The following is a 24,024-nucleotide window of genomic DNA, read 5'->3' on the forward strand; positions in this document are numbered from 1 at the left end:
CACGAGGACACACCGATGGCGACACTGCGCTGGTACTTCGACTTCGTCTCGCCCTACTCCTACCTGCACTGGCAGAAGCTGAAGCAGTTGCCGCAGTTCGCGCAGATCCAGACCGTGCCGATCGCCTTCGGTGCGGTGCTGCATCACCTGGGCAACCTGGGCCCGGCGGAGATCCCCGCCAAGCGCCGCTTCGCCTACCGCCACCTGCAATGGACCGCGCAGGCCGAGGGCACCCCGATGCGCTTCCCGCCCGGCCATCCGTTCAATCCGCTGTCTGCGCTGCGCCTGTGCCTGGCCGCCGGGGCCAGCGCACAGGCGGTGGACGTGCTGTTCGACTGGATCTGGCGCGATGGCCACGCCGGTGACAGCGCCGAGGCCCTGCGCGAACCGGGCGCACAGCTGGGCATCGAGGATGTCGCCGCTGCCATAGCCGATCCGGCGGTGAAGGAACAACTGCGGCGCAACACAGAAGCCGCAATTGGCGCGGGCGTGTTCGGGGTCCCGACCCTGGCCATCGACCAGGAACTGTTCTGGGGCAACGACGCCCACCCGCTGATGGCGGCCGTGCTGGCCGATCCCGCCCTGCTGCAGCAGCCCGAATGGCAACGCCTGGACAGCCTGCCGGTGGCGGTGCAGCGCAATCGCTGAACAGGGCGTGGCGCGTTTCCCTCGCGCGCCCGGCCGGGTTTTGAGATAGTTTTCACATTTCCGAACCTACAACCGCCCTGGAGGGGGAGCCGCGGATGCGCATCGGAATCGTCGTCGACTCGGCCTGCGACCTGCCGCAGGACTTCATTGCCGAGCACAACATCGTGCTGCTGCCGATCACCGTCCGCATCGGCGAAGCCGTGCTGGCCGATCACCGCGATGAGCAGGCCACGCTGAGCTTCCTGCACGCGCACGTGGCCGAGCATGGTGCTGAAGCGGAAACCATCCCGTTCAGCGTCAACCAGATCCGCGACCTGTTCCTGCAGCAGCTGGTGATCGATTACGACCACGTGTTCTGCATGACCATCACCAAGACCCGCAGCCCGATCCATGACAACGCGCTGCAGGCCAGCTTCGCCATCCTCAACGACTACAAGCCGGTGCGGCAGTCGGCAGGCTACAACTCACCGTTCGCGCTGCGCGTGCTCGATACACAGAACCTGTTCGCAGCCCAGGCGGTGACGGCGGTGGAAGCGGTGCGCCTGCGCGAGAGCAACGCCAGCGTGCAGCAGATCCGCGAACGGCTGGAGGAACTGGCCGGCAACGTGCACGGCTACATGGTCACCCGCGACCTGTACTACATGCGTGCGCGCGCACGGCACAAGGGCGACCGCAGCGTTGGCCTGCTCAGCGCGGCGCTGGGCAGCGCACTGGACATCAAGCCGGTACTGCACGGCTACCGCGGCGAGACCGGGCCGGTCGCCAAGATCAAGGGCTTCGACAACGCCGTGCAGAAGCTGTTTGGGGTGGTCGGCCAGCGCGTGCGTGCCGGGCTGATGACGCCGACGGTGTGCGTCAGCTACGGCGGTGAACTGGACGAGCTGCGCACCCTGCCCGGCTATGCGGCATTGAAGCAGGTCTGCGCCGAGCACGGCGTCAGCGTGTATGAGTCGGTGATGAGCCTGACCGGCATGGTCAACGTCGGCAAGGGCGCGGTTACCGTGGGCTTTGCCGATGGGCCGCATCGGTTTGAATGAAGGCCAACCGCGGCGGGAATCTGCACATCGATTCCACCGCGACTGTGCCAGCCTTGCCGCACTTCAAGGAGAACACCATGCCTGCGCAGTACCACATCAGCCTGCCCGACCCGTCCAAGGCCCGCGGCAACGACCCTGACCTGTCCTTCCATTCGCAGGGCGCGGCCGGCTTCGCCGAAGAACTGCAGGACGCCCTGCGCAGCGGCACGCTGTTCGAGCGCTGGAAGGCCAAGCAACCCGATCCCGACGCAGTGGAAGTGCAGTGGGGCGCAACCGATCCGGATGCCACCGTGACCGGCGAGCAGAAGGATCTGCGCATCAACCTGGTGGCCACTACCCGCATCGACAGCGATGTGTTCAAGCAGCGCCTGCGCCTGCTGGCCGGCCACCACTGGGAACTGCGCGACGTGCGTTGAGGCCGCGCCCTGGTAGTGCCGGCCGCTGGCCGGCACCTCCATGGATGTTGTGGCTGCCGGCCAGCGGCCGGCACTACCCCGACGATTTCCTGGCAGCCGCCGCCCAAGGCCGTGCGCTGGTAGACGCCAACCTTGGTTGGCGCTTCCGGGAAAGTCGCCAATCAAGGTTGGCAACTACCGACGAACCGCCGGGCATGGCCCGGCGTTTCCATATCATTACCAGCCACCGCCCAGCGCGCGGTACAGCTCCACCCGTGCGATCGCGGCCGTGGCCTGGCTGTTGGCCAGCGCAGCCTGGTTGTCCAGCGCGACGCGCTGGGTAGTCAGCACATCCAGCATGTCGACCACGCCAGCCTGGTACTGCCGACGCGCCGCGCCCAGTGCGCTCTCGCTCTCGTCCACCGCCACATGCAGCTGCACCGTGCGCTGCTGCTCGGCGGCATAGCCATCGATGGCGTCGTCCACTTCATGCCAGGCCTGCAGCACGGTACGGCGGAACTGCAGCGCCGACTGTTGCTGCTGCAGCCTGCTCAGCGCGAGATTGGCCTTCAGCCGCCCGCCCTGGAAGATCGGTACGCTGATGGACGGGCCGATGCTGAAGCGGTGCGCGTTCCAGCCATCCAGATCATCCAGCTGCTTGGCCTGGAACCCAGCGTCGCCATTCAAGGTGATGCGCGGCAGGAAACTGGCCTTGGCCACGCCGATGCCGGCCGTTGCCGCATGCAGTGCCGCTTCGGCACGACGGATGTCCGGGCGACGCTCGGCCAGTTCGCTGGGCAACCCCACCGCTACGGCCGGCAACGCCGGCCAGTCACGGCGTGCATCCTGCAGCTGCGCGTCCAGCGCCTGCGGCGGCTGCGCCAGCAGGAACGCCAGCGCATTGCGCAGCTGCGATTCACGATGCCGCAGCGGCGCGATGCGGGCCTGCAGCGATGCCACCTGCGCGGACGCGCTGGACACCTGCAGCGTGCTGGCCACGCCCTGTTGCTGGCGTGCCTCGGTCAGGCGCTTCATGTCGAGGGCGATGCCGAGGTTGTCCTCGGTGATCGCCAGCAGCTGCCGCGTCGCGCGCAGCTGCAGGTAATCACGCGCGGTTTCCGCCAGCAGCGCGATGCGCACCGCGTGTGCATCCTCCTCGGCGATCTGCACGCGTGCGTCGGCCGCTTCCACCTGGCGGCGCACACGCCCCCACAGGTCCAGTTCCCAGCTCAGGCCGATGCCGGCCTGGAACAGCCCGTAGTCATCACGGCCGCCGTTGCCGGACGGATCATTCAGGCCCACCTCGCTGTTGCGTGCACGCACGCCGCTGGCGCTCGCGCTGACGCTGGGCAGGCGATCGGCGGCGCTGATGCCACGCGCGGCGCGGCTCTGCTGCACGCGGTTGGCCGCCAGCTGCAGATCCAGGTTGGCCTCCAGCACCTGGCTGGCAAGCTGGCCCTGCAGCGGGTCGTCGAAGCCGGCCCACCAGGCCGCGTCCTGGTCGATGGCGTTGCCGGCGACCGCCTCACCCTGCCAGTGGCTGGGCAGTTCCGCCTGCGGGCGTACGAAGTCCGGACCCATCGTGCAGGCAGCCAGGGCCGTGCACAGGCTGGCCGCAACGAAGGTGCGGAACACGGTGACTGCGCTCATGCACCCTCCCCGCTCTTGTGGCCGGGACTGTGCTGCACGCTCTGCGCGCGGGCGCGGCTGCCCAGGTCAACACTGGCTTCCACCGACATGCCGGCACGCAGCTGGTCCAGCAGTGGCTGGCCAGGTTCCAGCACGATCTTGACGGGGATGCGCTGCACCACCTTGGTGAAGTTGCCGGTGGCGTTTTCCGGTGCGACGGCGGCGAAGGTGACGCCGGTGGCCGGTGCGATGCTGTCGATGTGCCCGCGCAGCGGCTTGCCCGGGAACACGTCCACCTTCAGCTCGACCTGTTGGCCGGCCTGCATGCGGGTCATCTGCGTTTCCTGGAAGTTGGCGACCACGAAGGCGCGCTTCAGCGGTACCACCGCAGCCACCGGCGTACCCGGGGTCAGGTAGGCGCCCACGCGTACCGCACGACGGCCGACCATGCCGTCGATCGGCGCGCGCAGCACGGTGTGCGACAGGTCCAGTTCGGCACGCGCCTGCGCCGCTTCTGCACGCTGTACCGCCGCCTGTGCGGCCTGCACGCCAGCGCTGAGGATGTCGGTGCGCTGGCGTGCGGTCGACAGCGCCGCCTGGCCCTGCTGCAGGTGCGCACTGGCCACGGCCTGCTTCGACTGCGCCTGCTGCGCGTTCTGCACCGTACCGGCGCCATCACGGGCCAGTTCGCGGTAACGCTGCTGGTCGGCGCTGGCCAGGGTCAGTTCGGAACGGCTGACATCGACACTGGCCCTGGCCTGTTCGATCAGCGAATCCTGCTGGGCCAGTGCGGCCTGCGCGTTGGCCAGCTGTGCGCGGGCATTGGCAAGGTCGGCACGGGCCGCCTGCAGGGCCACCTGGTAGTCGCGGTCGTCGATGCGGGCAAGCACGTCGCCCGCCTTCACCGACTGGTTGTCCTCTACTTCCACGGCACTGACGAAGCCGGGAATTTTCGGGGCCACCAGGGTGTAGTCAGCCACGACGTACGCATTGTTGGTGGTCTGGTGGCCGCCATCGCGCAGCAGCAGCCAGGCGCCGATGGCCAGGGCCAGTACGCCCAGGCCCAGGCCGGTGTGGAGAGTGGTTCGATTGATCGTCATGAGGGATTCCTGCGAGAGGTTCAGGCCACGGCACGTGGCGGATGGATGCGGGTGGGCATCCAGGCAATGAGGGGAATGAAGGCCAGCGCCACCAGCGCCACCACCCAGTACAGGTCAGCCGATGTCAGCGCCTGCACCTGTGCATGCAGGCGCGCGCCGAGCTGCGGGCCATCGGCCAGCCACGGTTGCTCGCCCAGGCGGTCGACCAGCACGGTGGAATGGAAATGACGGCGTCCCTGGGCGACGGCATCCAGTACGCCGCTGGCGAGCACCGCAGCGAAACCCTTGACCGTGTTGAACCACGCCGAGGCGAACGGGCCGTCCTGCGGCGCCAAGCCGCCGGTGGCCAGCATCAGCAGCGGCAGCACCGCCATCGGTTGTGCGAACACCTGCAGCAGCTGCACCCACAGGAAGTTGTCACGGATCCAGGCCACATCCAGGTGCGAGCCCAGCCAGCAGGCCAGGGCCAGCATCGCCAGGCCGGTGGCCTGCACCCAGCGGCAATCCACCGCGCGGATGTTCAACAGTGCCGCCACCAGCGGCAGCGCGATCACCTGTGGCAGTGCCACCCACAGCAGCATCGGTGCCGTCTGCAGCGGCCGGTAGCCCTGCACGCTGGCCAGGAAGCCGGACGGGATCGAGATCACCGCCAGCAGCACGAACAGCACGCCGCCCAGCGTCACCAGCGAGTAGCTGAGATTGCGGTTGGCCAGCAGCTGCAGCTTGAAGAACGGCAAGGGGTGGAACCATTCATTGATCATGAACAGCACCATCAGGCCGGCACCGCCACCGATCATCAAGGTGATCATCGGCGAGTCGAACCAGTTCAGGCGTGGGCCCTGCACCAGGCCCAGCACCAGCAGCACCAGCGCTGGCAGGCCGAGCAGCAGGCCAACCGTATCGAACTGGGCGAAGCGTTCGAGCCGCAGCGGGTCCTGCGGCAGGCCCCAGCCGACCATCGCCATTGCAGCCAGGCAATACGGCACGATCTGCCAGAACGCCCAGTGCCAGCCCACCTGCTCGACCCAGAATGCAGCCAGCGGCGTGCCCATGCTCGGGCCGAAGGTGGCGGTCAACGCGTAGCCCGCCAGGCCATACAGCTTGATGCCGGGCGGCAGGAAGCGCAGGGCCACGCTCATCAGCAGCGGCGGCAGTGCACCACCGCACAGGCCCTGCAATGCACGCAGCAGCAGGAACACGTGCAGGTTCGGTGCAAGCGGGCACAGCAAGCCCAGCACCATGAAGCCACCGATCATCGCCAGCGCGAAGCGGCGCAGCGAGAAGGTGGCGGCACACCATGGCGCGAAGGCCATCGCGCTGACCGACATCGCGCTGTAGAGGGCGACGATCCAGCTGCCGTCATCGACGCTGAAACCCATCGCGCCACGGATGTCGGCCAATGCAACCTTGGTGATGTTCTCGTTGAAGCCCGACACCAGCACCGCCAGCAGCACGCCACACAGGCCGACCAGGACGCGGCGGTCGAGCCCGGGGGCGGCGGCAGGACGGGGGGCTGCGGCGACCGGGACAGCGGCAGCCGGCGTACTCATCGCCGGGCACCGATCCGTGCAGTGCACGGCATGTTGAGGGTCATTGGAATGCGCTCAGTGAAACTCCGGGGAGCGCAGTCTAGGGAGCCGGTACCGTGCAGAAAATGGCGTTACCGGCATCGCAGGCGTGCGTTGGACGCACGCCTTTCGCCAATCAGTGGCGAGCCGCTTCGACCGAATCGCACATGCTCTTGATTGCCCGTCGCAGCCACTGGTGGGCCGGATCGTTGTCCATCCGCGGGTGCCAGGCCTGCACCAGCGCCACGGTACGCACCGGCACCGGCAACGGGAACATGCGCAGCGGCAGGCCCATGTGGGCGATGCGATCGAGCATCACGCTCGGCATCTGCGGCAGCACCAGGTCCGAATCGGCGGCAGCGAAGATCGCGCCATGGAAGGTGGGAATCACCACCGCCACCCGCCGCTGCAGGCCCAGCGCCGCCAGTTCCTCGTCGATCGGGCCATGCGCCAGTCCGCGCCGGGACACCGCGATGTGGTCGCAGGCAGCGAAACGTTCGGCGCTGATATCGCCATCGAACAAGGGATGGTCGGCGCGCGCCGCACCCAGCAGCGAGGTGGTGAACAGGTGCTGCACCTTGGTTTCCGGGCTGTGCTTGCCGGCGGTGCTGATGTACAGGTCGATCCGCCCCTGCACCATCGCATCGTCATCGGTATCGCCCTCGGGTACGAAGCGCAGCATGCAGCCCGGTGCCTGTTGGCGGAAGACTTCGCGCAGCCGCCCTCCATAGCTGCCGATGAAGACATCGTTGGCGCGCACGCTGAAGGTCCGCTCCAGGGTGCGCAGGTCGATCTCGCGACCGGCGTTGAACACACGGTGGGCCTGCTCGATCACGTCGCGGACCTGCTCACGCAGCTGCAGGGCGCGCGGCGTGGGCGCCAGCCCGCGGCCGGCACGCACCAGCACCGGGTCGCCCAGGGCGGTGCGTATCCGGCCCAGGGTACGGCTCATCGCCGGCGCGCTCAGGTTCATCCGCCGCGCGGCGGCGGCCACGCTGCATTCGTCGATCAGCACGTCCAGTGCCAGCAACAGGTTCAGGTCCGGCAGGGGCATGGCAGTCTCCAGCAAATCGGATGACTCTACGGCACTTCTGGCGTCCGTTGATTGCGCCTGACGCATTCATTGACTGCCGCGCACGGCATGGGTGCGCGCGATGACATCGGCGACCATCCCCGGCCTGCAAAGGAGACATCCATGTTCAATACCCTGCTGGTCGCCCTGGACGGTGGCCCCCAGCACGCGCGCGTGCTGGACCTGGCCGCGGCCATTGCCGGCCCACGCAGCCGCCTGCACCTGCTGTGCGTGCTCGACCCCGAATTCGCGCTGGCCGCCGATGCCAGCGAAGCCGACCGCATCGAGTATCCGGAAGCCGCCCGCCAGCGCTCCCGCGCCGAGGCGGTGCTGGCCGAAGCCCTGGCCGAACTGCGCGAGCGCGGCGTCGATGCCATCGCGCAGATCCCCTCAGGCGACCCCGGCGAAGTCATCAGCGACCAGGCCCGGCGCCTGAAGTGCGACCTGATCGTGATCGGCCACCGCCACCTGTCCCGGTTGGAGCGCCTGTTCGAACCCTCGATCGGGCAATGGACCATCGACCACGCTCCCTGCCCCGTGCTGGTGGAAACCCGCGACCCACAACCCTAGCTGCCATGGCCTCCCGTTCCCCCTTGTTTCCAACCCGGGTCAGCTACCGCGCCTTCGGCCGCCAGTTCGGCCGTGGCGAGCAGGCGCTGCTGGCGGCGATACGCCAGCTGCGTGACCCCGATCTCGCAGCCGATGGACTCGCGCAGCTGAGCGGCCTCGGCCTCGATCCTGAAGGCTGCGACGCGTTCATCAACCTGCTGCCGCTGCTGGCCGCGCCCGCGGCGCCGATCGACCTGCTGCCCGCCGGCTCTCCCTTCATTGCCACCAGCGAACTGGACCTGCTGGTCTGCCTGCTGCGCATCGCCCAGTGGCGGCATGCACGGCCACGCGAAGACGACACGCTGGCACCGCTGCGGCAGCAGCTGGCACGCTGTGCTGTCGCCGTGCAGGCAGCGAAGCTGCCGTTGCGGCAGCGATCATTGTCACCCGTCGGGTTGAGGCTGCTCGATCCCAGCGGCTGGCTGCGGCAACGATGACCGCTCGGCACCGCAGGTGCGCGGACCTGCATCAGGGCTGATCACGCGTCGCCCTCAGCAGTCCATCGTGCCATGTGCGTTGCCTTCGTCGTCGAGCACATGCGCGTGCAGGATCACCTGGTTGCGGCCGGCACGCTTGGCCGCATACAGGCCCGCATCGGCGTCTGCCAGCAGCTGGTCTGCGCTGGCCAGGGCCGGCGGATGCAGGTAGCCCACACCGACGCTGATGCTGACCGAACCTTCAGGCAACGGCAGCGCTTCCACTGCCTCGCGCAGACGTTCGGCCAGCGCCAGTACGCCCGACAGTGGGCTTCCCGGCACGATCACTGCGAATTCCTCGCCCCCATAGCGCGCAACGCTGTCGCCTGCGCGGCCGGCGCTGACCTTCAGGATCGCCGCCACGGCCTGCAGGCAGCGATCCCCGGCAGGATGACCGTGCCGGTCGTTGAAGACCTTGAAATGGTCGATATCCAGCAGCAACAGGCCCAGTTCGCTGCCGCTGCGCCGCGCACGGTTCCATTCGGCCAACAGCAATGCGTCGAACTCGCGCCGGTTGGCCACGCCAGTCAGACCATCCTGCCGTGCCAGCTGGTCCAGCGATGCCTGCCGCTCCATCAGGTCCACCTGCAGCAGGATGCTGCGCAGGCCGAAGCCCAGCGTTGCGACCACGAACCCTGTGACCGCCAGTGGTCGCGCGTGGTCGACCACCAGCGTCCCGACCACCAGCAGCAGCAGCGGCAGGATCATCGGGCCGGCCGCCTGTACCGTGCGTGCCAGCCGTGGATGCAGCACGAAGCTCGGTGCTGGCGCCCGGCTCAGCGCCAGCAGTGCCAGCAGCAGGAACGGCAGGTCGATCAGCAGGTCGTTGTAGGCACCGAACGACTGCTCCTCGGTGTAATGGTTGATGTAGTACGCCACCAGCAGGTAGACGACGGCGTACATCGCCAGCGCGCGGAAGAAGTTGCGCCGCTCCGGAACGTCGCCGACCAGCCAGCGCACCACAGCGAACACCGCGATGCACAGGTTCTGGATATCGAACATGCGCTGCATGTTGGCCATCGCATGGCCATCAACATCGATGCGGGCAGCAAACGATTGCGCGTGCACGAAGAACAGCACACCCAGCAGCGCGGCCATGGCTGCGTCGATCAGGCTGATGCTGAGCCGTTCGCGGCGCGCCCGGGCCAGGATGAACACCAGCGGCACGCCGTAAAGCACATACAGGAACAGACTGACCTGCGGCGTTACATCGGCACGGCCGGCGCCCAGCGCATCGACCATGTTGAAGGCCATGCCGCCGCCCCACAGCAGCAGGGCCAGCGCGGTGGCGCGCCACCCCAGCGCGGCGCCATCGCGGCGGGCCCGCCACAGGCAGGCGGCAGCGGCCAGCAGCGGGGCGCCGGTCAGGAACACGAAGGAACCCGCACCAACGGGCCCCGGCCATATGGCAAGGACCAGGCCATGGCACAGCACATACAGCAGCGCCAGCACTACCGGCATGCATCCCCCGATCGGCAAGGCCGTATGGGCGCACGATAGCCCGGGGCGGCGCAACGATGGTGTGATCCATCGCCGAAAAAAGGGGACGGAGGGGATTAAGTCGTTTGCGGCACAGTGGCAAATGCGACTTAATCCCCTCCGTCCCCTTTTCGCAGACGGGTCAGTCCTTCAGCGCGCGGGCGTGGTGGGCGATGTGCTCGCCGATGAAACTGGCGATGAAGTAGTAGCTGTGGTCGTAGCCGGGCTGCAGGCGCAGGGTCAGCGGGTGGCCGGCGGCATCGCACGCCTGCTGCAGGCGCTCGGGTTGCAGCTGGGTCTGCAGGAACTCATCGGCATCACCCTGGTCGACCAGCAGCGGCAGGCGCTCGCTGGCGGTCGCCAGCAGCGCGCAGGCATCCCACTGCGCCCAGTCGACCGGGTTGTCCCCCAGATAGGCGTGGAACGCTTTCTGCCCCCACGGTACATGGCTGGGCGCGACGATCGGCGAGAACGCCGACACGCTGCGGTAGCGCCCGGGGTTGCGCAGCGCGATCACCAGCGCACCGTGGCCGCCCATCGAATGGCCACTGATGCTGCGCGCTGCGGTGGCCGGGAAGTTCGCTTCGATCAGCGCCGGCAGTTCCTGCACCACATAGTCGTGCATGCGGTAGTGCTTGGCCCACGGCGCGCGGGTGGCATCGAGATAGAACCCTGCCCCCTTGCCCAGATCGTAGCCCTCGGCGTCAGCCACATCCTCGCCGCGAGGACTGGTATCGGGCGCCACCAGGATCACCCCATGCTCGGCCGCATAGCGCTGTGCGCCGGCCTTGGTGATGAAATTCTGCTCGGTGCAGGTCAGGCCGCTCAGCCAGTACAGCACCGGCAGCTTCCGAGTGGCCGCCTGCGGCGGCAGGTACACGGCGAACTGCATGTCACAGCCCAGCGTCGCCGAGTGATGGCGGTAGACGTCCTGCCAGCCGCCGGAACAGGCGCGGTGTTCGATGCGTTCCATGGGTTTCTCCCAGGGGCGGCAGGCCCTCAAGCCTGCCACCCGGCGTGGCTCAGTAGTGGACAACCGAACGGATCGACTTGCCTTCATGCATCAGGTCGAAGGCTTCGTTGATCTTGTCCAGGTCCATGGTATGGGTGACGAACGGGGCCAGTTCGATGTCGCCCTTCATCGCGTCCTCGACCATGCCCGGCAGCTGGCTGCGGCCCTTCACGCCACCGAAGGCGGTGCCCATCCACTTGCGGCCGGTCACCAGCTGGAACGGACGGGTGGAGATCTCCTGGCCCGAACCGGCCACGCCGATCACCACGCTCTGGCCCCAGCCACGGTGCGCGCATTCCAGCGCCGCACGCATCACGTTGACGTTGCCGATGCACTCGAAGCTGTGGTCCACGCCCCAGGTGGTCATCTCGACGATGACCTGCTGGATCGGCTTGTCGAAATCCTTCGGGTTGATGCAGTCAGTGGCGCCGAACTCACGCGCCAGCTCGAACTTGGACGGGTTGGTGTCAACGGCGATGATGCGGCCGGCCTTGGCCTGGCGCGCGCCCTGGATCACCGCCAGGCCGATGCCGCCGAGGCCGAATACCGCCACGCTGTCGCCTTCCTGCACCTTGGCAGTGTTGTGCACCGCGCCGATGCCGGTGGTCACACCGCAGCCAAGCAGGCAGACGTGTTCCGGGTTCGCTTCCGGATTGATCTTCGCCAGCGACACCTCGGCCACCACGGTGTACTCGCTGAAGGTCGAGCAGCCCATGTAGTGGTACAGCGGCTCGCCGTTGTAGCTGAAGCGGCTGGTGCCGTCGGGCATCACGCCCTTGCCCTGGGTAGCGCGCACGGCAACGCAAAGGTTGGTCTTGCCGCTCTTGCAGAACAGGCACTCGCCGCACTCGGCGGTGTACAGCGGAATCACGTGGTCGCCCGGCTTGACGCTGGTCACGCCCTCGCCCACTTCCACCACGATGCCGGCGCCTTCATGGCCCAGCACCACCGGGAACAGGCCTTCCGGATCATCGCCGGACAGGGTGAACGCATCGGTGTGGCAGACACCGGTGTGGGTGATCTTCACCAGCACCTCGCCCTTCTTCGGCGGGGCGACGTCGATCTCGACGATCTGCAGCGGCTGGCCGGGACCAAAGGCGACGGCGGCACGGGACTTCATGGTGGATTCTCCAGGAAAGCAAGGGAAACAGGATGCGCGGCGCGACGTTGCGCCAACGTTTACTTCAGGTACGAGCGGATCAATGCGCTCATGTCGCGCACGCGTTCGGCGCGTTGTTCATCGGAAGCCGCAGGCTGGCCGAACTCCTCGCGCAGATGCGCCTCCATCACCTCGGACATCAGGCCGTTGACCGCGCCACGGATGGCGGCGATCTGCTGCAGCACCGGCCCGCAGTCGGCACCGGCTTCCAGCGCGCGGTCCAGCGCATCGCACTGGCCACGGATGCGGCGCACACGGGCCAGAACCTTCTTCTTCTCTTCGGGGGAGTGCGGCATGGCGGGGCCACCTCGGAACTATACTGGGGGATAGTATACATAGAAGCCTTTGACTTGACGCAAATGGCTTTCTCGGACTCCGAGACGGCAGCCTTTAATCCCGAAGAATCAATTACTTGCGACGATCCAGCAGCCACCAACACTGTGTCAGGCATGCTTTGGGGTCGGCAACAGCTGGAATCAAATAATGGGTATTGGCATCCAACTCGGGCGCATCACCGATGAAATCGGCAGCAGCGATTTTCTGTATGCGTTCTTCTCGACAATCACCGGCAATCTGGAACCGGATGGATGGGGAAGCCGCTTCCCGATCATCATGAAGCAGCTCTATGCCGGCTGCGTGCAGAAATCAGATGCGGCCACCGCGCTGTCCGAGATGTACGTCATCCGCACTGAGCTGGCCGAAATGCCACCGACCCATGCCATCTGGTCGTTCGATGATCGAGCGCAGCGTCCGCCGTGGGGAGACGATATCGCTCCCGATATCGACAGCTTGGCGGCCTATTTCGCCACTGCACATGGGCGTGATCTGATTGCGCTTCTGATTGATGTGCTTGAAGCGCTCCAGGAAGGCGAAGACACGTCCGCCCGGATCGTCAGCTACTGACGCCTTAGATTCAGTCAAACAGGCCCTCGCCCGCCAACCGCGTCAGTTCATCCACCACGTAGCGCACCTTCGGCCGCAGATGACGCGTCGGCGGCCACAGCGCGTGGATGTCGATGTGCCGTTGCATGTGCGCATCCAGCACCGATTGCAGCGCACCGGATTGCAGATGACGACGTACCAGCGACTCCGGCATCTGGCAGATACCGAGACCGGCAATGGCCGCTTCAATCACCGCGTCGCCGTCATTGAGCTGATACGGCGCATTCGGGATGAATGTCCCTTCGTCATCCTCGCTGCCGATCCGCCACCAGACCGGCTGGCCATGACGGAAACCGACGATGCTGCGGTGCTGCGGCAGTTCCTCGACGGTAGCCGGCACACCGTGCGCCTGCAGGTACGCCGGCGATGCGCAGGTGACCAGGCGCTGGCGACCCAGCCGCCGCGCAACCAGATGCTCTGCCTGGTGCAGCCCACCGAAACGGATCAACAGGTCGATGCCTTCCTCGACGGGATCGACGAAGTGATCGGTGAAGGTCATCGTCAGCTGCAGGTCCGGGTACTGCCGGCACAGGCGCAACAGCACCGGCAGCACCACCAGCCGCCCGAACGAGGACGGCATGTCGATGCGCAGCCGCCCGCTGGGCAGGCCGGCCGACCCCAGGCAGGCCTCGGCCGCGGAGATTTCTTCCAGTGCCGCCGCACACGACGCGTAGTACGCCTCGCCATCGGTGGTCAGCGCGATGCGCCGCGTGGTGCGGTGGAACAGGCGCACGCCCAGCCGCGTTTCCAGCCGGGCGATGGCCTTGCCCACCGCCGAGCGCGAGATGCCCAGCGCGTCGGCAGCCTCGGTGAAGCTGCCCGAGCGGGCCGTGGTGACGAAGGTCACCAGGCCATTCAACGATTCCAGCGGCAGCATCTATCGCACTCCATTGGGGACAAATAGTCCCGCACCAAGGGAGATCGAAGCGCTTTATGCGCCCGCATGTCAACTCCATCCTGTGTGCATCGCGCCGCTGGCGCCTCCCCCGCACCGAGATGACCAACATGACCGCCGCCCTGTTCCGTCCGTTCGACCTGACAGGCATCGCCCTGCGCAACCGCATCGCGATGGCCCCGATGACCCGTGCCCGCAACCCCGGTTCGGTCGCCAATGAGCTCACCGCGCAGTACTACCGGCAGCGTGCCAGTGCCGGCCTGATCATCAGCGAAGGCACCCCGGTCTCGCCGCAGGGCCAGGGCTACATCGACGTGCCGGGCATCTGGTCGGCCGCGCAGGTGGCCGGGTGGAAGCTCGTCACCGAGGCGGTGCATGCCGCGCAGGGCACGATCTTCGCCCAGCTCTGGCACGTTGGCCGCATGTCGCATTCCTCGCTGCAGCCTGAGGGTGGGCAACCGGTCAGCGCCGGTACCCGCCCGGTCGCCAGCGCACCGAAGAACACCTCGTTCGTCTATCTGGAAGACGGCAGCCGCGGCCACGCCGATCCCACCCCGGCGCGTGCGCTGGCCACCGACGAAATCCCCGGCATCATTGCCGACTTCGCGCGCGGCGCAGACAACGCGATCGCCGCCGGCTTCGACGGCATCGAGCTGCATGCCGCCAACGGCTACCTGTTCGAACAGTTCCTCAACCCGCTCATCAACCAGCGCGACGACCGCTACGGCGGCTCACTGCCGAACCGTGCGCGGCTGATCCTGGAGACAGTCGATGCGATGGCCGAACGCATCGGTGCGCATCGCATCGGCGTGCGCCTGGCACCGAACAACCTCACCTTCGACATGCCGTTCTACCCCGACAACGAAGCCACCTACCTGTACCTGGCCAAGGAACTGGGAACGCGCGGGCTGGCCTACGTGCATCTCAACGACAACCTGCAGCAGGGTGAATCGGTGCTGGGCAGCGCGTTCCTGAAGCAGTTCAAGCAGGCCTACGGTGGCACCGTGATCCTGGCAGGTGGCATGACCCGCGAACGCGCCCTGCTGCTGGTCGAAGCGGGCACCATCGACCTGGCTGCGTTCGGCCAGCCGTTCATCGCCAACCCGGATCTGGTCGAACGCCTTCAGCACGACGTCGCGCTGGCCACGCCCGACCGCAGTACCTATTACGGTGGCGGCGAAGCAGGCTACCTCGATTACCCACGCGCACAGTAAGTCCACGCCATGCGTGGATGCGGGCGTACACTGCCCACCCGCATCCACCGGATCTGCCCATGGATACGCCCACCGCATCGTTCATCGTCAACCTCGACGTCCCCGATCTCGCCGCGGCTGAAGACTTCTACATGCGAGCCTTCGGCCTGCACATCGGCCGCCGCCTCGGCCCGGGTGCAGTGGAACTGCTCGGTGGACCCGCGCCACTGTATCTGCTGCAGAACGAGGCCGGCAGCGCCGCCACCGAGGACGGCGACGTGCGCGACTACGAGCGCCATTGGACGCCGCTGCACCTGGACTGGGTGGTGGACGACATCGAGGCCGCACTGGCCCGTGCGGTTGCGGCCGGGGCGACGCTCGAGCAACCCGTGCGCGAACGTCGCTGGGGCAGCATTGCCGTGCTGGCCGATCCATTCGGCCACGGCTTCTGCCTGATCCAGTTCAGTGCTGAAGGCTACGACGCGCTGGTTGAATGACCGGCGCGCCGTTCACCACGGCAACGGCACTGTTTCGCCGTTGGCACGCTCGCCGTAGTACAGCGACGGCAGCAGCCGCGACAGGAAACTGAACTCCGTGTAGCAGTGCCTGAGCAGGCCCAGGCCGACGGCATCGCCGGCATCGCGCTGCGGCTCGGCGCCGTCCAGGCCGAGCACGAAGCGGCTGCGCAGCACGCAGCCAAACGGCGTATCGCGCGCCACGTGCAGCATCTGCCCATCGCAGGGATCGCCCTGTGCATCCAGGCGTACGTGGTCGCCGAAGCCGATGCGCGCGGCGATCACCGCCGATACATCGCCTGCATCCTGTGCCGCCTGCAGGCGCTCGGGCACCAGCACCGTGCGCGGGTCATGGAACTTCAGGCGCGCCGCCACCGGCGGAATGTCGGCGAGCGATTCCACCGCATGGATGCTGGCACCGTGGTAGCTGCGCCCGCGCTGCCAGGCCGCGTCCCAGCCGCGATGCTCGACATGGTCGACCGGATGCCACCAGCGGATGTGCTGGGTGGTCTCGAAGAAGGTGAACCACCAGTCCAGCATGCGGCCCTTGCAGCCGTGCAGATCGGTGCGCACCGCCACCAGCAGCGTGCCGTCTTCGCGGCGCTGGATGCCGGTTTCCAGAGGCATCGGCGCCGGGTCCAGCAGATCGTGGTGGTCCAGCCAGGCGCGGGCGTTCACAGCGGTATCCATCGGGGGTCTCCTGCGGGGTTGGGAGGCTCGACAATACGGAAACGCCATACGTTTCGCAATTAACCGAATGCGGTAAGATGGGCGCAATGAACAGCACCACCCTGCCCGAGCCCACAACGCCGACCCGCCGCCGCGGCCGCCCTGCGCGACCGGAAGCCGAAGTCCGCCACGCGGTGCTGCAGGCCACGCTGGAGCTGCTGCTGGCACAGGGTTATGAGGCGACCACCATCGAAGCGGTGGCGGCGCACGCCGGGGTGGCGAAGAAGACCGTGTACCGCCATGCCAGCAACCGCGAGGAACTGGTCGGGTTGGCGGTGCGCGAGTGGACCGACGGCTTCGCGCCACAGCTGCAGCGTGATGCCCGCAACGCCGACGAGGTGCTGCCGTTGCTGCGGGACATCCTGCAGGCGGTGTGCGCGCAGGCGCTGTCAGCGCAGGCGGTGCAGGTGTTCCGGCTGCTGGCCACCGACTTTCCCGGCAAGGACGCGCTGCTGCAGGCCTATCTGGACAATGGCATCGAACGCGGCCGCGCGCTGCTGGCCGACTGGCTGGCGCGCCAGCAACAGCGAGGGCTGCTGCGCGAGGGAGATCCCGCGTGCATGACGCGGCTGATCCTGGCGATGGCCGTGGCCGAGCCACTGCGCGAACGTGTGATCGGGGTGGTGGCCGAGGATGCGCCGGTGGAGGTGCACCTGCGTGAGTGCCTGGCGTTGTTGGCGCCGGCGTTGCAGGAGGCATAGGGTTGCTCCATCCACGCATGGCGTGGATCTACCATGGCATCCACGCATCGCGGGGGTCGACATGTGCATGCAGCGATGGTCAGTAGATCCACGCCATGCGTGGATGCGATCCACCACGACTCACTCCCGCAGCATATCCACGAACGCACGCAGCGCACCGGGCATCTGCCGCTGTTTCGGGTAATACAACGCGAATCCCGCGAACGGCTCGCTCCAGTCTTCCAGCACCGCCACCATCTGGCCGGATTCGATGTACGGCCGCGCGGTGTCTTCCAGCACATAGGCCAGGCCGATGCCATCGAGCACCGCGCCGACCACGGTGCCCTGCTCGCCCAGCGTCAGCCGCCCCGGCACGTCGATTTCCAGCGCCTGCCCACCGCGCTCGAACTGCCACTTGTACAGATGCCCGCTGGCGAAGCGGAAGCGGATGCATTCGTGTGCAGCCAAATCGCGCGGGTGCTGCGGAGCCGGCCGGCGCCGCAGGTACTCGGGCGAACCGACGATCAATCCGCGCAGCGGTGGCCCCATCGGTACCGCCACCATGTCCTCGGGCACGAACTCATGCAGGCGCACGCCGGCGTCGTAGCCCTCGGCGACGATGTCGACCAGGCCATCGTTCTCGGTCAGCTCCACCCGCACGTCCGGGTGGGCGTGCAGGAAGCGCGCCAGCCGTGGTCCCAGCTGGGTCGCCACCGCCGCGCGGGTGGCGTTGATGCGCAGCAGGCCTGCCGGGACGGCGCGGAACTGGTTCATCTCCTCCAGCGCGTCGTGCACCTGGCCCAGCGCGGGCTGCAGGCGTTCCAGCAGGCGCTGCCCGGCCTCGGTCAGGGCCACGCTGCGGGTGGTGCGATGAAACAGGCCTACACCCAACCGCTCTTCCAGCGCGCGGATCGCGTAGCTCACCGCCGACGTCGACAGGGCCAGCTCAGCACCGGCGCGGCGGAAACTGCGATGACGGGCGACCGCGGCGAACGCGGCCAGGTGGGTCAGGTTGTCAGTGGCCATGATTGTGCAGTTCCACTTGATGAATCATGCCGATATCCGCGCTTCTTGCCGCTGGGAACGGCGCGTATTGTAAAACGCCTTTCGACAAACCCTGCCAAGGATTCCCCATGTCCCTCGCCCGTGGTTACGCCGCCCATTCACATACCGACCCGCTGATCCCGTACGAGTTCGAACGCCGCGCGGTCGGCCCGGACGATGTGCGCATCGAGATCCTCTACAGCGGCATCTGCCATTCCGACCTGCACCAGGCCCGCGACGACTGGGGTGGCTCGATCTACCCGATGGTGCCGGGCCACGAGATCATCGGCCGCGTGACCGAGGTCGGCAGCAACGTCACCCGCTTCAAGGTGGGCGACCATGCCGGCGTCGGCTGCATGGTCGACTCCTGCCGCCACTGCGATGCCTGCGAGCACGACCTGGAGCAGTACTGCGCCGAAGGTGCGACCTGGACCTACAACGGCCGTGAACGCGAAAGCGGCGCACCGACCTACGGCGGCTACTCCGACCACGTGGTGGTCGAGCAGCGCTTCGTGGTGAAGGTATCCGACACCCTCGACCTGAAGGCGGCCGCGCCTCTGCTGTGTGCCGGCATCACCACCTGGTCGCCGCTGCGCCACTGGAAGGTCGGCCCGGGCCAGAAGGTCGGCGTGATCGGTCTCGGTGGCCTCGGCCACATGGGCGTGAAGTTCGCCAAGGCGCTCGGCGCGCACGTGGTGATGATCACCACCACCCCGGAAAAGGGCGCCGATGCCAAGCGCCTGGGCGCCGATGAGGTGCTGGTCTCGCGCGACGCCGCGCAGATGAAGGCGCACGCTGGCAGCTTCGACTTCCTGCTCAACACCATTCCGGTCGGCCATGACACCAACCCGTACATGGGCCTGCTCAAGCGCGAGGCCACCATGTGCCTGGTCGGCGTGCTGACCGAACTGGACCCGCCGCTGACCGGCGGCAGCGTGATCTTCGGCCGCAAGCACCTGACCGGCTCGGCGATCGGCGGCATGGCCGAAACCCAGGAAATGATGGACTTCTGTGCCGAGCACGGCATCGTCAGCGACGTCGAGATGATCGACATCAAGAACGTGAACGAAGCCTGGGAACGCATGGCGAAGAACGATGTGCGCTACCGCTTCGTGATCGACATGGCGACGATGAAGAACGCGGCCTGATCGATCGGCGACGGTGAACGAAGAACCCCGGCACTGCCGGGGTTTCTTTTTGGTCGTGCGCTGGGCATGACGAAGGTCAAGGAAGTGGCCAGCGTGGGGGCGCAGACTCGCTGCATGGCCCGCCTGCCCTCCCCTTCGATGCTGATGCGTGCGCCGCACCGGCTGCTGTTCTTCATCGGTGCCAGCAACCTGCTGCTGGCGATGTTGTGGTGGGCCTTGTGGCTGGGCGCATTGCGCGGGTTGTGGACACCGCAGCCACCGCCGCTGCCACCGGCCTGGCTGCACGCGCTGCTGATGCAGTATCTGGTGCTGCCCAGTTTCATCTTCGGCTTCCTGCTCACTGTGTTCCCGCGCTGGATGGGGCAACCCGAGCTGCCACGCAGCCGTTATGCGCCGGTCGGTATCGGGCTGTTTGGCGGGCAGGCGCTGCTGATTGCCGCCGCCTGCGGGTGGACAGCCGGGCTGTGGCCTGGCCTGCTGCTGGCAATGGCCGGCTGGAGCGCCGGGTTGATCGTGCTGGGACGCGTGCTCCAGGCTGCCGGCCCCAACCGTAACTGGCATGCGCGCGCCTGCTATGCGGCACTGCTGCTGGGCTGGCTGGGGCTGCTGCTGTTCATGGCGGTGGTGCGCCGCCACGCCACACTGATGCCGGTCACTGTGGCACTCGGCACCTTCGGCCTGCTGCTGCCGGTCTACCTCACCGTCGCGCATCGGATGATCCCGTTCTTCGCCAACAACGTGGTGAACGGCTATGTGGCGTGGCGGCCGCTGCGCTGGCTGGCCGCGATGTGGGCCCTGCTGATGTTGCGCCTGCTGTTGAGCGCGTTGCAGATCGATAACGCGCTGTGGCTTGCCGATGCACCGCTGCTGGTGCTTTCGTTGCAGGCGCTATGGCACTGGTGGCCGCGCGGGCCGATGCCTGGCCTGCTTGCCACCCTGTTCCTGGCGCTGGCGTGGCTGCCGATCAGCTTCGCGCTGTATCTGCTGCAGGACATCGGTCATCTGCTCGGCCATCCGCAGCTGCTCGGCCGCGCGCCGCTGCATGCCCTCGCCGTGGGCCTGTTCGGCAGCCTGCTGGTGGCGATGGTGACCCGGGTCACCCAGGGCCATTCCGGGCGGCCGCTGGTGATGCCGGCAGTGGCCTGGTTCGCGTTCGTCGCGCTGCAGGCGGTGGCGATCATGCGCATCCTCGCCGAGCTGATGCCCGATGCCTATGCATGGCATTTCGCCGCCGCCATCGGTTGGCTGCTGGCACTGGCCCCATGGGTGGCGCGGCTGGGCTGGATCTACCTGAGCCCTCGGCGCGACGGCAAGCCGGGCTGACATCAACGCCGGGCATGACCCGGCACGCAGCCCCCATCGGTAACGCCGGGCCATGCCCGGCGTCCAGAACAATCCACTCAGTACGCGAACTCGCGGAACACCGGATCCACATCGCCGTGCCAGCGGCCATGGAACAGCGCCAGCTTGCGCTCGGCCGGGGTCAGGCCGGATTCGACGATCTCCTGCAGCACGTCCAGGAACTTGCTCTCGTCCTGGCCATCGGCATTGCGCGCCGCGCGGCGCTTGAGGCCTTCCACCGAAATCTTCACCGCCTCGCGGGCCAGGTCGCGCACCGTGCCGTTGCGGAACGGCAGGTTCATCGCATGCTTCGGCACGCCGTCACGCAGCGCATGGCGCTCGGCCAGGGTGAAGTCACGCACCAGGTCCCACGCCGCATCCAGGGCGGTGTCGTCGTACAGCAGGCCCACCCAGAACGCCGGCAGCGCACACAGGCGGCTCCACGGGCCACCGTCGGCACCACGCATTTCCAGGTACTTCTTCAGGCGCACTTCCGGGAACGCGGTGGTCATGTGGTCCGACCAGTCGCGCAGGGTCGGCAGCGCACCCGGCAGCACCGGCAGCCTGGCCTGCATGAAATCGCGGAAGCTCTGCCCGCTGGCGTCGTGGTAGATGCCATCGCGGTAGGAGAAATACATCGGCACATCGAGCAGGTAGTCGACATAGCGCTCGTAACCGAAGCCATCCTCGAACACGAAGTCGAGCATGCCGGTGCGGTCGGCGTCGGTGTCGGTCCAGATGTGCGAGCGGTAGCTCAGGTAGCCGTTGGGCTTGCCTTCGGTGAACGGCGAATCGGCGAACAGCGCGGTGGCGATCGGCTGCAGCGCCAACGACACGCGGAACTTCTTCACCATGTCCGCCTCGGTGGCGTAATCCAGGTTCACCTGCACCGTGCAGGTGCGGGTCATCATGTCCAGGCCCAGCGAGCCGACCTTGGGCATGTACGAACGCATGATCTTGTAGCGGCCCTTGGGCATCCACGGCATCTCGTCGCGCTTCCACTTGGGCTGGAAGCCCATGCCCAGGAAGCCCAGCTGCAGTTCACCGGCCACCTGCGCTACTTCATTGAGGTGGGTACCGGTCTCCACGCAGGTCTGGTGGATGGTCTCCAGCGCCGCGCCGGACAGTTCCAGCTGGCCGGCCGGTTCCAGCGTCACCGAAGCACCATCGCGCAGCAGGGCGATGGTGTTGCCGTTTTCCTGCACCGGCTCCCAGCCGAAGCGGACCAGGCCGTTGAGCAGCGCTTCGATGCCACGTTCGCCCTCGAAGGTCGGCGGCCGCAGGTCATCCAGGCGGAATCCGAACTTCTCGTGCTCGGTGCCGATGCGCCACTGCGCACGGGGTTTCTCGCCGGAGGCGATCACCTCCACCAGCTGCGAGCGGTCGGTAATGGGGGTATCGGCGACGTGGCTGGGGCTCGACAAGGGGAAGGCTCGCTGGACAGTGGCAGGGGATGTGGGGCCCGGGGCCTTCCATCGCAAGGGCGCACTATAGCGTGGCACCCCGTTGCGTCATGCGACGGTGACGGGTTTCAGCATCCTACCGACGCCCTCTTGACCCTCGTACACTCAAGGTCATGAGCCGCCATTCACGACACCCCGAACTGCACCGCTCCGAGCGCGTCGGCTGGCTGCGTGCTGCCGTGCTGGGGGCCAACGACGGCATCGTCTCAGTGGCAGGCCTGGTGGTGGGCGTGGCTGCCAGCGGGGCATCGGCCAGCACGATCCTGGCCACCGGCGTGGCCGGCACCGTGGCCGGCGCGATGTCGATGGCCGCCGGCGAATACGTCTCGGTGCAGACCCAGGCCGACACTGAAGACGCCGACCTGGCGATGGAAAAGCGCGAGCTGCACGAAGACCCGCACAGCGAGCTGGAAGAGCTGGCTGCGATCTACCGCCACCGTGGCCTGGAGCCGGCGCTGGCACGGCAGGTGGCGGAGCAGCTCACCGCACACGATGCACTGGGAGCCCATGCCCGCGACGAACTGGGCATCACCGATACCCTGCGCGCGCGCCCGCTGCAGGCGGCGTTGGCTTCGGCTGGAGCCTTCACCTGCGGCGCCGCACTGCCGGTGCTGACCTCCCTGCTCGCCCCGATGGACAGGGTTGCGATCATCACCACCGGCAGCACCCTGCTGGGCCTGTGCCTGACCGGTGCGATGGCGGCCCGCGCCGGCGGCGCACCCCCTGTCCGCGGGGCGATCCGGGTGATGTTCTGGGGCGCGCTGGCAATGGCCGCCGCTGCGGGTGTCGGGCGTCTGTTCGGTGCCCACGTGGCATGACCGGCATACTGCCGCCTGTGACCGCACTGCTTGCCGAGATGGCCAGCCTGGCCGGATGCGAACGCGCCGAAGGCTACGCCTGCATCACCGCCCGTCGCGAACACGGCGCCAGTTCGGTGGAGATTCCACAACCCCAGTTCGCGATCCTGCTGGAGGGCCGCAAGCAGGTGCGTACGGCACACCAGTCACTGGCATTCCTGCCCGGCGACATCCTGCTGCTCACACAGCGTTGCCGCATCGATGTGGTCAACACTCCCGACCCGCGCAGCGGCCGCTACCTCAGCGCGATCGTGCCGCTGTGTGCTGAAGTGCTGGCGGCGGCGCGCACGCTGTGGAGCGAGGAACTTCCCGCGCCGGGCCAGACGGTGGCGCGACTGCCGTTGATCGACCATGGCCCGGTGCTGCGCCAATGGCGCCAGTCGCTGCAGCACGGCCGTTACAGCGATGCACGGCTGGCGCTGGCCTCGCTGGTGCTGACGCTGTGCCGGCAGGGCCACGGCAACCTGCTGTTGCCGCAGGCACCGAGCCTGGGCGAACAGATCCGCGACCGCATCGCCGCCGAACCCGCACGCGACTGGCAATCACGCGATGTGGAGGCACTGTTCGCGCTGAGCGGGGCAACCCTGCGCCGCCGTCTTGCCGCCGAGGACACCAGCCTGCGCCAGCTGCTCATCGAAGCGCGGCTGGCGCATGGCATGCAGCTGCTCTACACCACCGATCTGCCGCTGAAGACCGTGGCAGCGCGCGCGGGCTACCGGTCTGCGGCGAGTTTCAGCAGGCGCTTCGCCGAGCAGTACGGGCTGGCTCCCACAGACATTTGAGGGGGTTCGGCAGGGCTGCGCCCTGCACCCGCCGAAGCGTTGAAGCCATAGCAACGTCAACATCAAGAACTGGCATTCCGTTGGAAGGCGGGGCGGTGTCGGAGTGCGGGGACGCCGCAAGTACGTCCATGTAGCAACTGTGTTGCCGGAGGGGCTCAGGTTCCTCCGGCAGACAGGCACGGTAGTGCCGGCCGCTGGCCGGCAGCCTCTTGGAGCGCGCGCAGGCTGGCTTCAGGCGGGGATCGATCCGC

General features: G+C 67.4%; 25 protein-coding genes. 13 read left to right on the top strand and 12 right to left on the bottom strand.

Translation table 11 applies throughout. From position 1 onward, the window contains the following. The first annotated feature begins 15 nt into the window (after window positions 1-15). From D7T59_RS11060 to D7T59_RS11070, 3 genes are all read left to right on the top strand, one after another. Window positions 16-648 carry a 2-hydroxychromene-2-carboxylate isomerase gene (locus D7T59_RS11060; RefSeq protein WP_180852385.1) on the top strand — a complete coding sequence of 211 codons (633 nt, stop codon included), beginning with the start codon at window positions 16-18 and terminating at the stop codon, window positions 646-648. 95 nt (window positions 649-743) lie between these two features. Beyond that, on the top strand, window positions 744-1,685 hold the full coding sequence (locus tag D7T59_RS11065; RefSeq protein ID WP_180852386.1) for a DegV family protein: 942 nt from the start codon (window positions 744-746) through the stop codon (window positions 1,683-1,685). A 77-nt stretch (window positions 1,686-1,762) separates the two neighbouring features. Next, window positions 1,763-2,101 (top strand): hypothetical protein, encoded by a 339-nt coding sequence (locus tag D7T59_RS11070; protein WP_106550751.1) that lies wholly within the window; start codon window positions 1,763-1,765, stop codon window positions 2,099-2,101. A gap of 216 nt (window positions 2,102-2,317) precedes the next feature. Here D7T59_RS11070 and D7T59_RS11075 read toward each other — a convergent pair whose 3' ends face one another. The 4 genes from D7T59_RS11075 to D7T59_RS11090 form a co-directional block, all read right to left on the bottom strand. After that, a complete protein-coding gene (locus D7T59_RS11075) occupies window positions 2,318-3,730 on the bottom strand; it encodes an efflux transporter outer membrane subunit (RefSeq protein ID WP_180852387.1) in 1,413 nt (470 codons plus the stop codon). Continuing rightward, complete coding sequence (locus D7T59_RS11080) at window positions 3,727-4,809, bottom strand: HlyD family secretion protein (RefSeq protein ID WP_164137784.1); 1,083 nt, start codon at window positions 4,807-4,809, stop codon at window positions 3,727-3,729. The genes D7T59_RS11075 and D7T59_RS11080 overlap by 4 nt, the downstream gene beginning before the upstream one ends. A gap of 20 nt (window positions 4,810-4,829) precedes the next feature. Next, window positions 4,830-6,359 (bottom strand): MFS transporter, encoded by a 1,530-nt coding sequence (locus D7T59_RS11085; RefSeq protein WP_180852388.1) that lies wholly within the window; start codon window positions 6,357-6,359, stop codon window positions 4,830-4,832. A 154-nt stretch (window positions 6,360-6,513) separates the two neighbouring features. Next, window positions 6,514-7,431: a LysR family transcriptional regulator gene (locus tag D7T59_RS11090; protein ID WP_180852389.1), complete on the bottom strand. Its 918-nt coding sequence runs from the start codon at window positions 7,429-7,431 to the stop codon at window positions 6,514-6,516. Window positions 7,432-7,572: 141 nt separating this feature from the next. Here D7T59_RS11090 and D7T59_RS11095 point away from each other — a divergent pair, with 141 nt between their 5' ends. Both D7T59_RS11095 and D7T59_RS11100 read left to right on the top strand, forming a co-directional pair. Beyond that, window positions 7,573-8,019: a universal stress protein gene (locus tag D7T59_RS11095; protein ID WP_043400104.1), complete on the top strand. Its 447-nt coding sequence runs from the start codon at window positions 7,573-7,575 to the stop codon at window positions 8,017-8,019. A 5-nt stretch (window positions 8,020-8,024) separates the two neighbouring features. Continuing rightward, on the top strand, window positions 8,025-8,495 hold the full coding sequence (locus D7T59_RS11100) for a hypothetical protein (RefSeq protein ID WP_180852390.1): 471 nt from the start codon (window positions 8,025-8,027) through the stop codon (window positions 8,493-8,495). A gap of 54 nt (window positions 8,496-8,549) precedes the next feature. Here the strand turns inward: D7T59_RS11100 and D7T59_RS11105 are convergent, their stop codons facing one another. From D7T59_RS11105 to frmR, 4 genes are all read right to left on the bottom strand, one after another. Then, window positions 8,550-9,995, bottom strand: a complete 1,446-nt coding sequence (locus D7T59_RS11105; RefSeq protein ID WP_180852391.1) for a GGDEF domain-containing protein — start codon at window positions 9,993-9,995, stop codon at window positions 8,550-8,552. Window positions 9,996-10,155: 160 nt separating this feature from the next. Further along, window positions 10,156-10,986, bottom strand: coding sequence for an S-formylglutathione hydrolase (gene fghA, locus D7T59_RS11110; protein ID WP_180852392.1), 831 nt, complete (start codon window positions 10,984-10,986; stop codon window positions 10,156-10,158). 49 nt (window positions 10,987-11,035) lie between these two features. Further along, complete coding sequence (locus D7T59_RS11115) at window positions 11,036-12,145, bottom strand: S-(hydroxymethyl)glutathione dehydrogenase/class III alcohol dehydrogenase (protein WP_164137777.1); 1,110 nt, start codon at window positions 12,143-12,145, stop codon at window positions 11,036-11,038. A gap of 59 nt (window positions 12,146-12,204) precedes the next feature. Then, complete coding sequence (gene frmR, locus D7T59_RS11120; protein WP_005411009.1) at window positions 12,205-12,480, bottom strand: formaldehyde-responsive transcriptional repressor FrmR; 276 nt, start codon at window positions 12,478-12,480, stop codon at window positions 12,205-12,207. 187 nt (window positions 12,481-12,667) lie between these two features. Here frmR and D7T59_RS11125 point away from each other — a divergent pair, with 187 nt between their 5' ends. After that, a complete protein-coding gene (locus D7T59_RS11125; protein WP_180852393.1) occupies window positions 12,668-13,087 on the top strand; it encodes an Imm70 family immunity protein in 420 nt (139 codons plus the stop codon). A gap of 10 nt (window positions 13,088-13,097) precedes the next feature. On the opposite strand, the gene D7T59_RS11130 is transcribed toward D7T59_RS11125, so the two are convergent. After that, window positions 13,098-14,003: a LysR family transcriptional regulator gene (locus tag D7T59_RS11130; RefSeq protein ID WP_180852394.1), complete on the bottom strand. Its 906-nt coding sequence runs from the start codon at window positions 14,001-14,003 to the stop codon at window positions 13,098-13,100. Window positions 14,004-14,131: 128 nt separating this feature from the next. On the opposite strand from D7T59_RS11130, the gene D7T59_RS11135 reads away from it, so the two are divergent. Both D7T59_RS11135 and D7T59_RS11140 read left to right on the top strand, forming a co-directional pair. After that, a complete protein-coding gene (locus tag D7T59_RS11135; protein ID WP_164137775.1) occupies window positions 14,132-15,235 on the top strand; it encodes an alkene reductase in 1,104 nt (367 codons plus the stop codon). A 59-nt stretch (window positions 15,236-15,294) separates the two neighbouring features. After that, window positions 15,295-15,711, top strand: a complete 417-nt coding sequence (locus D7T59_RS11140) for a VOC family protein (RefSeq protein ID WP_164137774.1) — start codon at window positions 15,295-15,297, stop codon at window positions 15,709-15,711. Between the two features lie 12 nt (window positions 15,712-15,723). Here the strand turns inward: D7T59_RS11140 and D7T59_RS11145 are convergent, their stop codons facing one another. Continuing rightward, window positions 15,724-16,419: a DAPG hydrolase family protein gene (locus D7T59_RS11145; RefSeq protein WP_180852395.1), complete on the bottom strand. Its 696-nt coding sequence runs from the start codon at window positions 16,417-16,419 to the stop codon at window positions 15,724-15,726. Between the two features lie 77 nt (window positions 16,420-16,496). Here D7T59_RS11145 and D7T59_RS11150 point away from each other — a divergent pair, with 77 nt between their 5' ends. Beyond that, window positions 16,497-17,159, top strand: coding sequence for a TetR/AcrR family transcriptional regulator (locus tag D7T59_RS11150; protein ID WP_180852396.1), 663 nt, complete (start codon window positions 16,497-16,499; stop codon window positions 17,157-17,159). A gap of 120 nt (window positions 17,160-17,279) precedes the next feature. Here D7T59_RS11150 and D7T59_RS11155 read toward each other — a convergent pair whose 3' ends face one another. After that, window positions 17,280-18,164 carry a LysR family transcriptional regulator gene (locus tag D7T59_RS11155; RefSeq protein WP_180852397.1) on the bottom strand — a complete coding sequence of 295 codons (885 nt, stop codon included), beginning with the start codon at window positions 18,162-18,164 and terminating at the stop codon, window positions 17,280-17,282. Between the two features lie 107 nt (window positions 18,165-18,271). On the opposite strand from D7T59_RS11155, the gene D7T59_RS11160 reads away from it, so the two are divergent. After that, window positions 18,272-19,330 carry an NAD(P)-dependent alcohol dehydrogenase gene (locus D7T59_RS11160; protein ID WP_005419275.1) on the top strand — a complete coding sequence of 353 codons (1,059 nt, stop codon included), beginning with the start codon at window positions 18,272-18,274 and terminating at the stop codon, window positions 19,328-19,330. A gap of 66 nt (window positions 19,331-19,396) precedes the next feature. Next, window positions 19,397-20,653, top strand: a complete 1,257-nt coding sequence (locus tag D7T59_RS11165; protein WP_180852398.1) for an NnrS family protein — start codon at window positions 19,397-19,399, stop codon at window positions 20,651-20,653. Window positions 20,654-20,730: 77 nt separating this feature from the next. Here the strand turns inward: D7T59_RS11165 and D7T59_RS11170 are convergent, their stop codons facing one another. Further along, entirely contained in the window at window positions 20,731-22,095 is a 1,365-nt protein-coding gene (locus tag D7T59_RS11170) for a glutamate--cysteine ligase (RefSeq protein ID WP_106550748.1), read from the bottom strand. 152 nt (window positions 22,096-22,247) lie between these two features. On the opposite strand from D7T59_RS11170, the gene D7T59_RS11175 reads away from it, so the two are divergent. Both D7T59_RS11175 and D7T59_RS11180 read left to right on the top strand, forming a co-directional pair. Beyond that, on the top strand, window positions 22,248-22,952 hold the full coding sequence (locus tag D7T59_RS11175; protein WP_180852399.1) for a VIT1/CCC1 transporter family protein: 705 nt from the start codon (window positions 22,248-22,250) through the stop codon (window positions 22,950-22,952). Continuing rightward, window positions 22,949-23,773, top strand: coding sequence for a helix-turn-helix transcriptional regulator (locus tag D7T59_RS11180; protein WP_180852400.1), 825 nt, complete (start codon window positions 22,949-22,951; stop codon window positions 23,771-23,773). The genes D7T59_RS11175 and D7T59_RS11180 overlap by 4 nt, the downstream gene beginning before the upstream one ends. Window positions 23,774-24,024: the final 251 nt, after the last annotated feature.

Source organism: Stenotrophomonas maltophilia (assembly GCF_013464915.1).
Taxonomy (GTDB): domain Bacteria; phylum Pseudomonadota; class Gammaproteobacteria; order Xanthomonadales; family Xanthomonadaceae; genus Stenotrophomonas; species Stenotrophomonas maltophilia_AT.

Coding starts and splice junctions, on each gene's coding strand:
- D7T59_RS11060 (WP_180852385.1), top strand. CDS start 16: ATGGCGACACTGCGCTGGTACTTCGACTTCGTCTCGCCCTACTCCTAC.
- D7T59_RS11065 (WP_180852386.1), top strand. CDS start 744: ATGCGCATCGGAATCGTCGTCGACTCGGCCTGCGACCTGCCGCAGGAC.
- D7T59_RS11070 (WP_106550751.1), top strand. CDS start 1,763: ATGCCTGCGCAGTACCACATCAGCCTGCCCGACCCGTCCAAGGCCCGC.
- D7T59_RS11075 (WP_180852387.1), bottom strand. CDS start 3,730: ATGAGCGCAGTCACCGTGTTCCGCACCTTCGTTGCGGCCAGCCTGTGC.
- D7T59_RS11080 (WP_164137784.1), bottom strand. CDS start 4,809: ATGACGATCAATCGAACCACTCTCCACACCGGCCTGGGCCTGGGCGTA.
- D7T59_RS11085 (WP_180852388.1), bottom strand. CDS start 6,359: ATGAGTACGCCGGCTGCCGCTGTCCCGGTCGCCGCAGCCCCCCGTCCT.
- D7T59_RS11090 (WP_180852389.1), bottom strand. CDS start 7,431: ATGCCCCTGCCGGACCTGAACCTGTTGCTGGCACTGGACGTGCTGATC.
- D7T59_RS11095 (WP_043400104.1), top strand. CDS start 7,573: ATGTTCAATACCCTGCTGGTCGCCCTGGACGGTGGCCCCCAGCACGCG.
- D7T59_RS11100 (WP_180852390.1), top strand. CDS start 8,025: ATGGCCTCCCGTTCCCCCTTGTTTCCAACCCGGGTCAGCTACCGCGCC.
- D7T59_RS11105 (WP_180852391.1), bottom strand. CDS start 9,995: ATGCCGGTAGTGCTGGCGCTGCTGTATGTGCTGTGCCATGGCCTGGTC.
- fghA (WP_180852392.1), bottom strand. CDS start 10,986: ATGGAACGCATCGAACACCGCGCCTGTTCCGGCGGCTGGCAGGACGTC.
- D7T59_RS11115 (WP_164137777.1), bottom strand. CDS start 12,145: ATGAAGTCCCGTGCCGCCGTCGCCTTTGGTCCCGGCCAGCCGCTGCAG.
- frmR (WP_005411009.1), bottom strand. CDS start 12,480: ATGCCGCACTCCCCCGAAGAGAAGAAGAAGGTTCTGGCCCGTGTGCGC.
- D7T59_RS11125 (WP_180852393.1), top strand. CDS start 12,668: ATGGGTATTGGCATCCAACTCGGGCGCATCACCGATGAAATCGGCAGC.
- D7T59_RS11130 (WP_180852394.1), bottom strand. CDS start 14,003: ATGCTGCCGCTGGAATCGTTGAATGGCCTGGTGACCTTCGTCACCACG.
- D7T59_RS11135 (WP_164137775.1), top strand. CDS start 14,132: ATGACCGCCGCCCTGTTCCGTCCGTTCGACCTGACAGGCATCGCCCTG.
- D7T59_RS11140 (WP_164137774.1), top strand. CDS start 15,295: ATGGATACGCCCACCGCATCGTTCATCGTCAACCTCGACGTCCCCGAT.
- D7T59_RS11145 (WP_180852395.1), bottom strand. CDS start 16,419: ATGGATACCGCTGTGAACGCCCGCGCCTGGCTGGACCACCACGATCTG.
- D7T59_RS11150 (WP_180852396.1), top strand. CDS start 16,497: ATGGGCGCAATGAACAGCACCACCCTGCCCGAGCCCACAACGCCGACC.
- D7T59_RS11155 (WP_180852397.1), bottom strand. CDS start 18,164: ATGGCCACTGACAACCTGACCCACCTGGCCGCGTTCGCCGCGGTCGCC.
- D7T59_RS11160 (WP_005419275.1), top strand. CDS start 18,272: ATGTCCCTCGCCCGTGGTTACGCCGCCCATTCACATACCGACCCGCTG.
- D7T59_RS11165 (WP_180852398.1), top strand. CDS start 19,397: ATGACGAAGGTCAAGGAAGTGGCCAGCGTGGGGGCGCAGACTCGCTGC.
- D7T59_RS11175 (WP_180852399.1), top strand. CDS start 22,248: ATGAGCCGCCATTCACGACACCCCGAACTGCACCGCTCCGAGCGCGTC.
- D7T59_RS11180 (WP_180852400.1), top strand. CDS start 22,949: ATGACCGGCATACTGCCGCCTGTGACCGCACTGCTTGCCGAGATGGCC.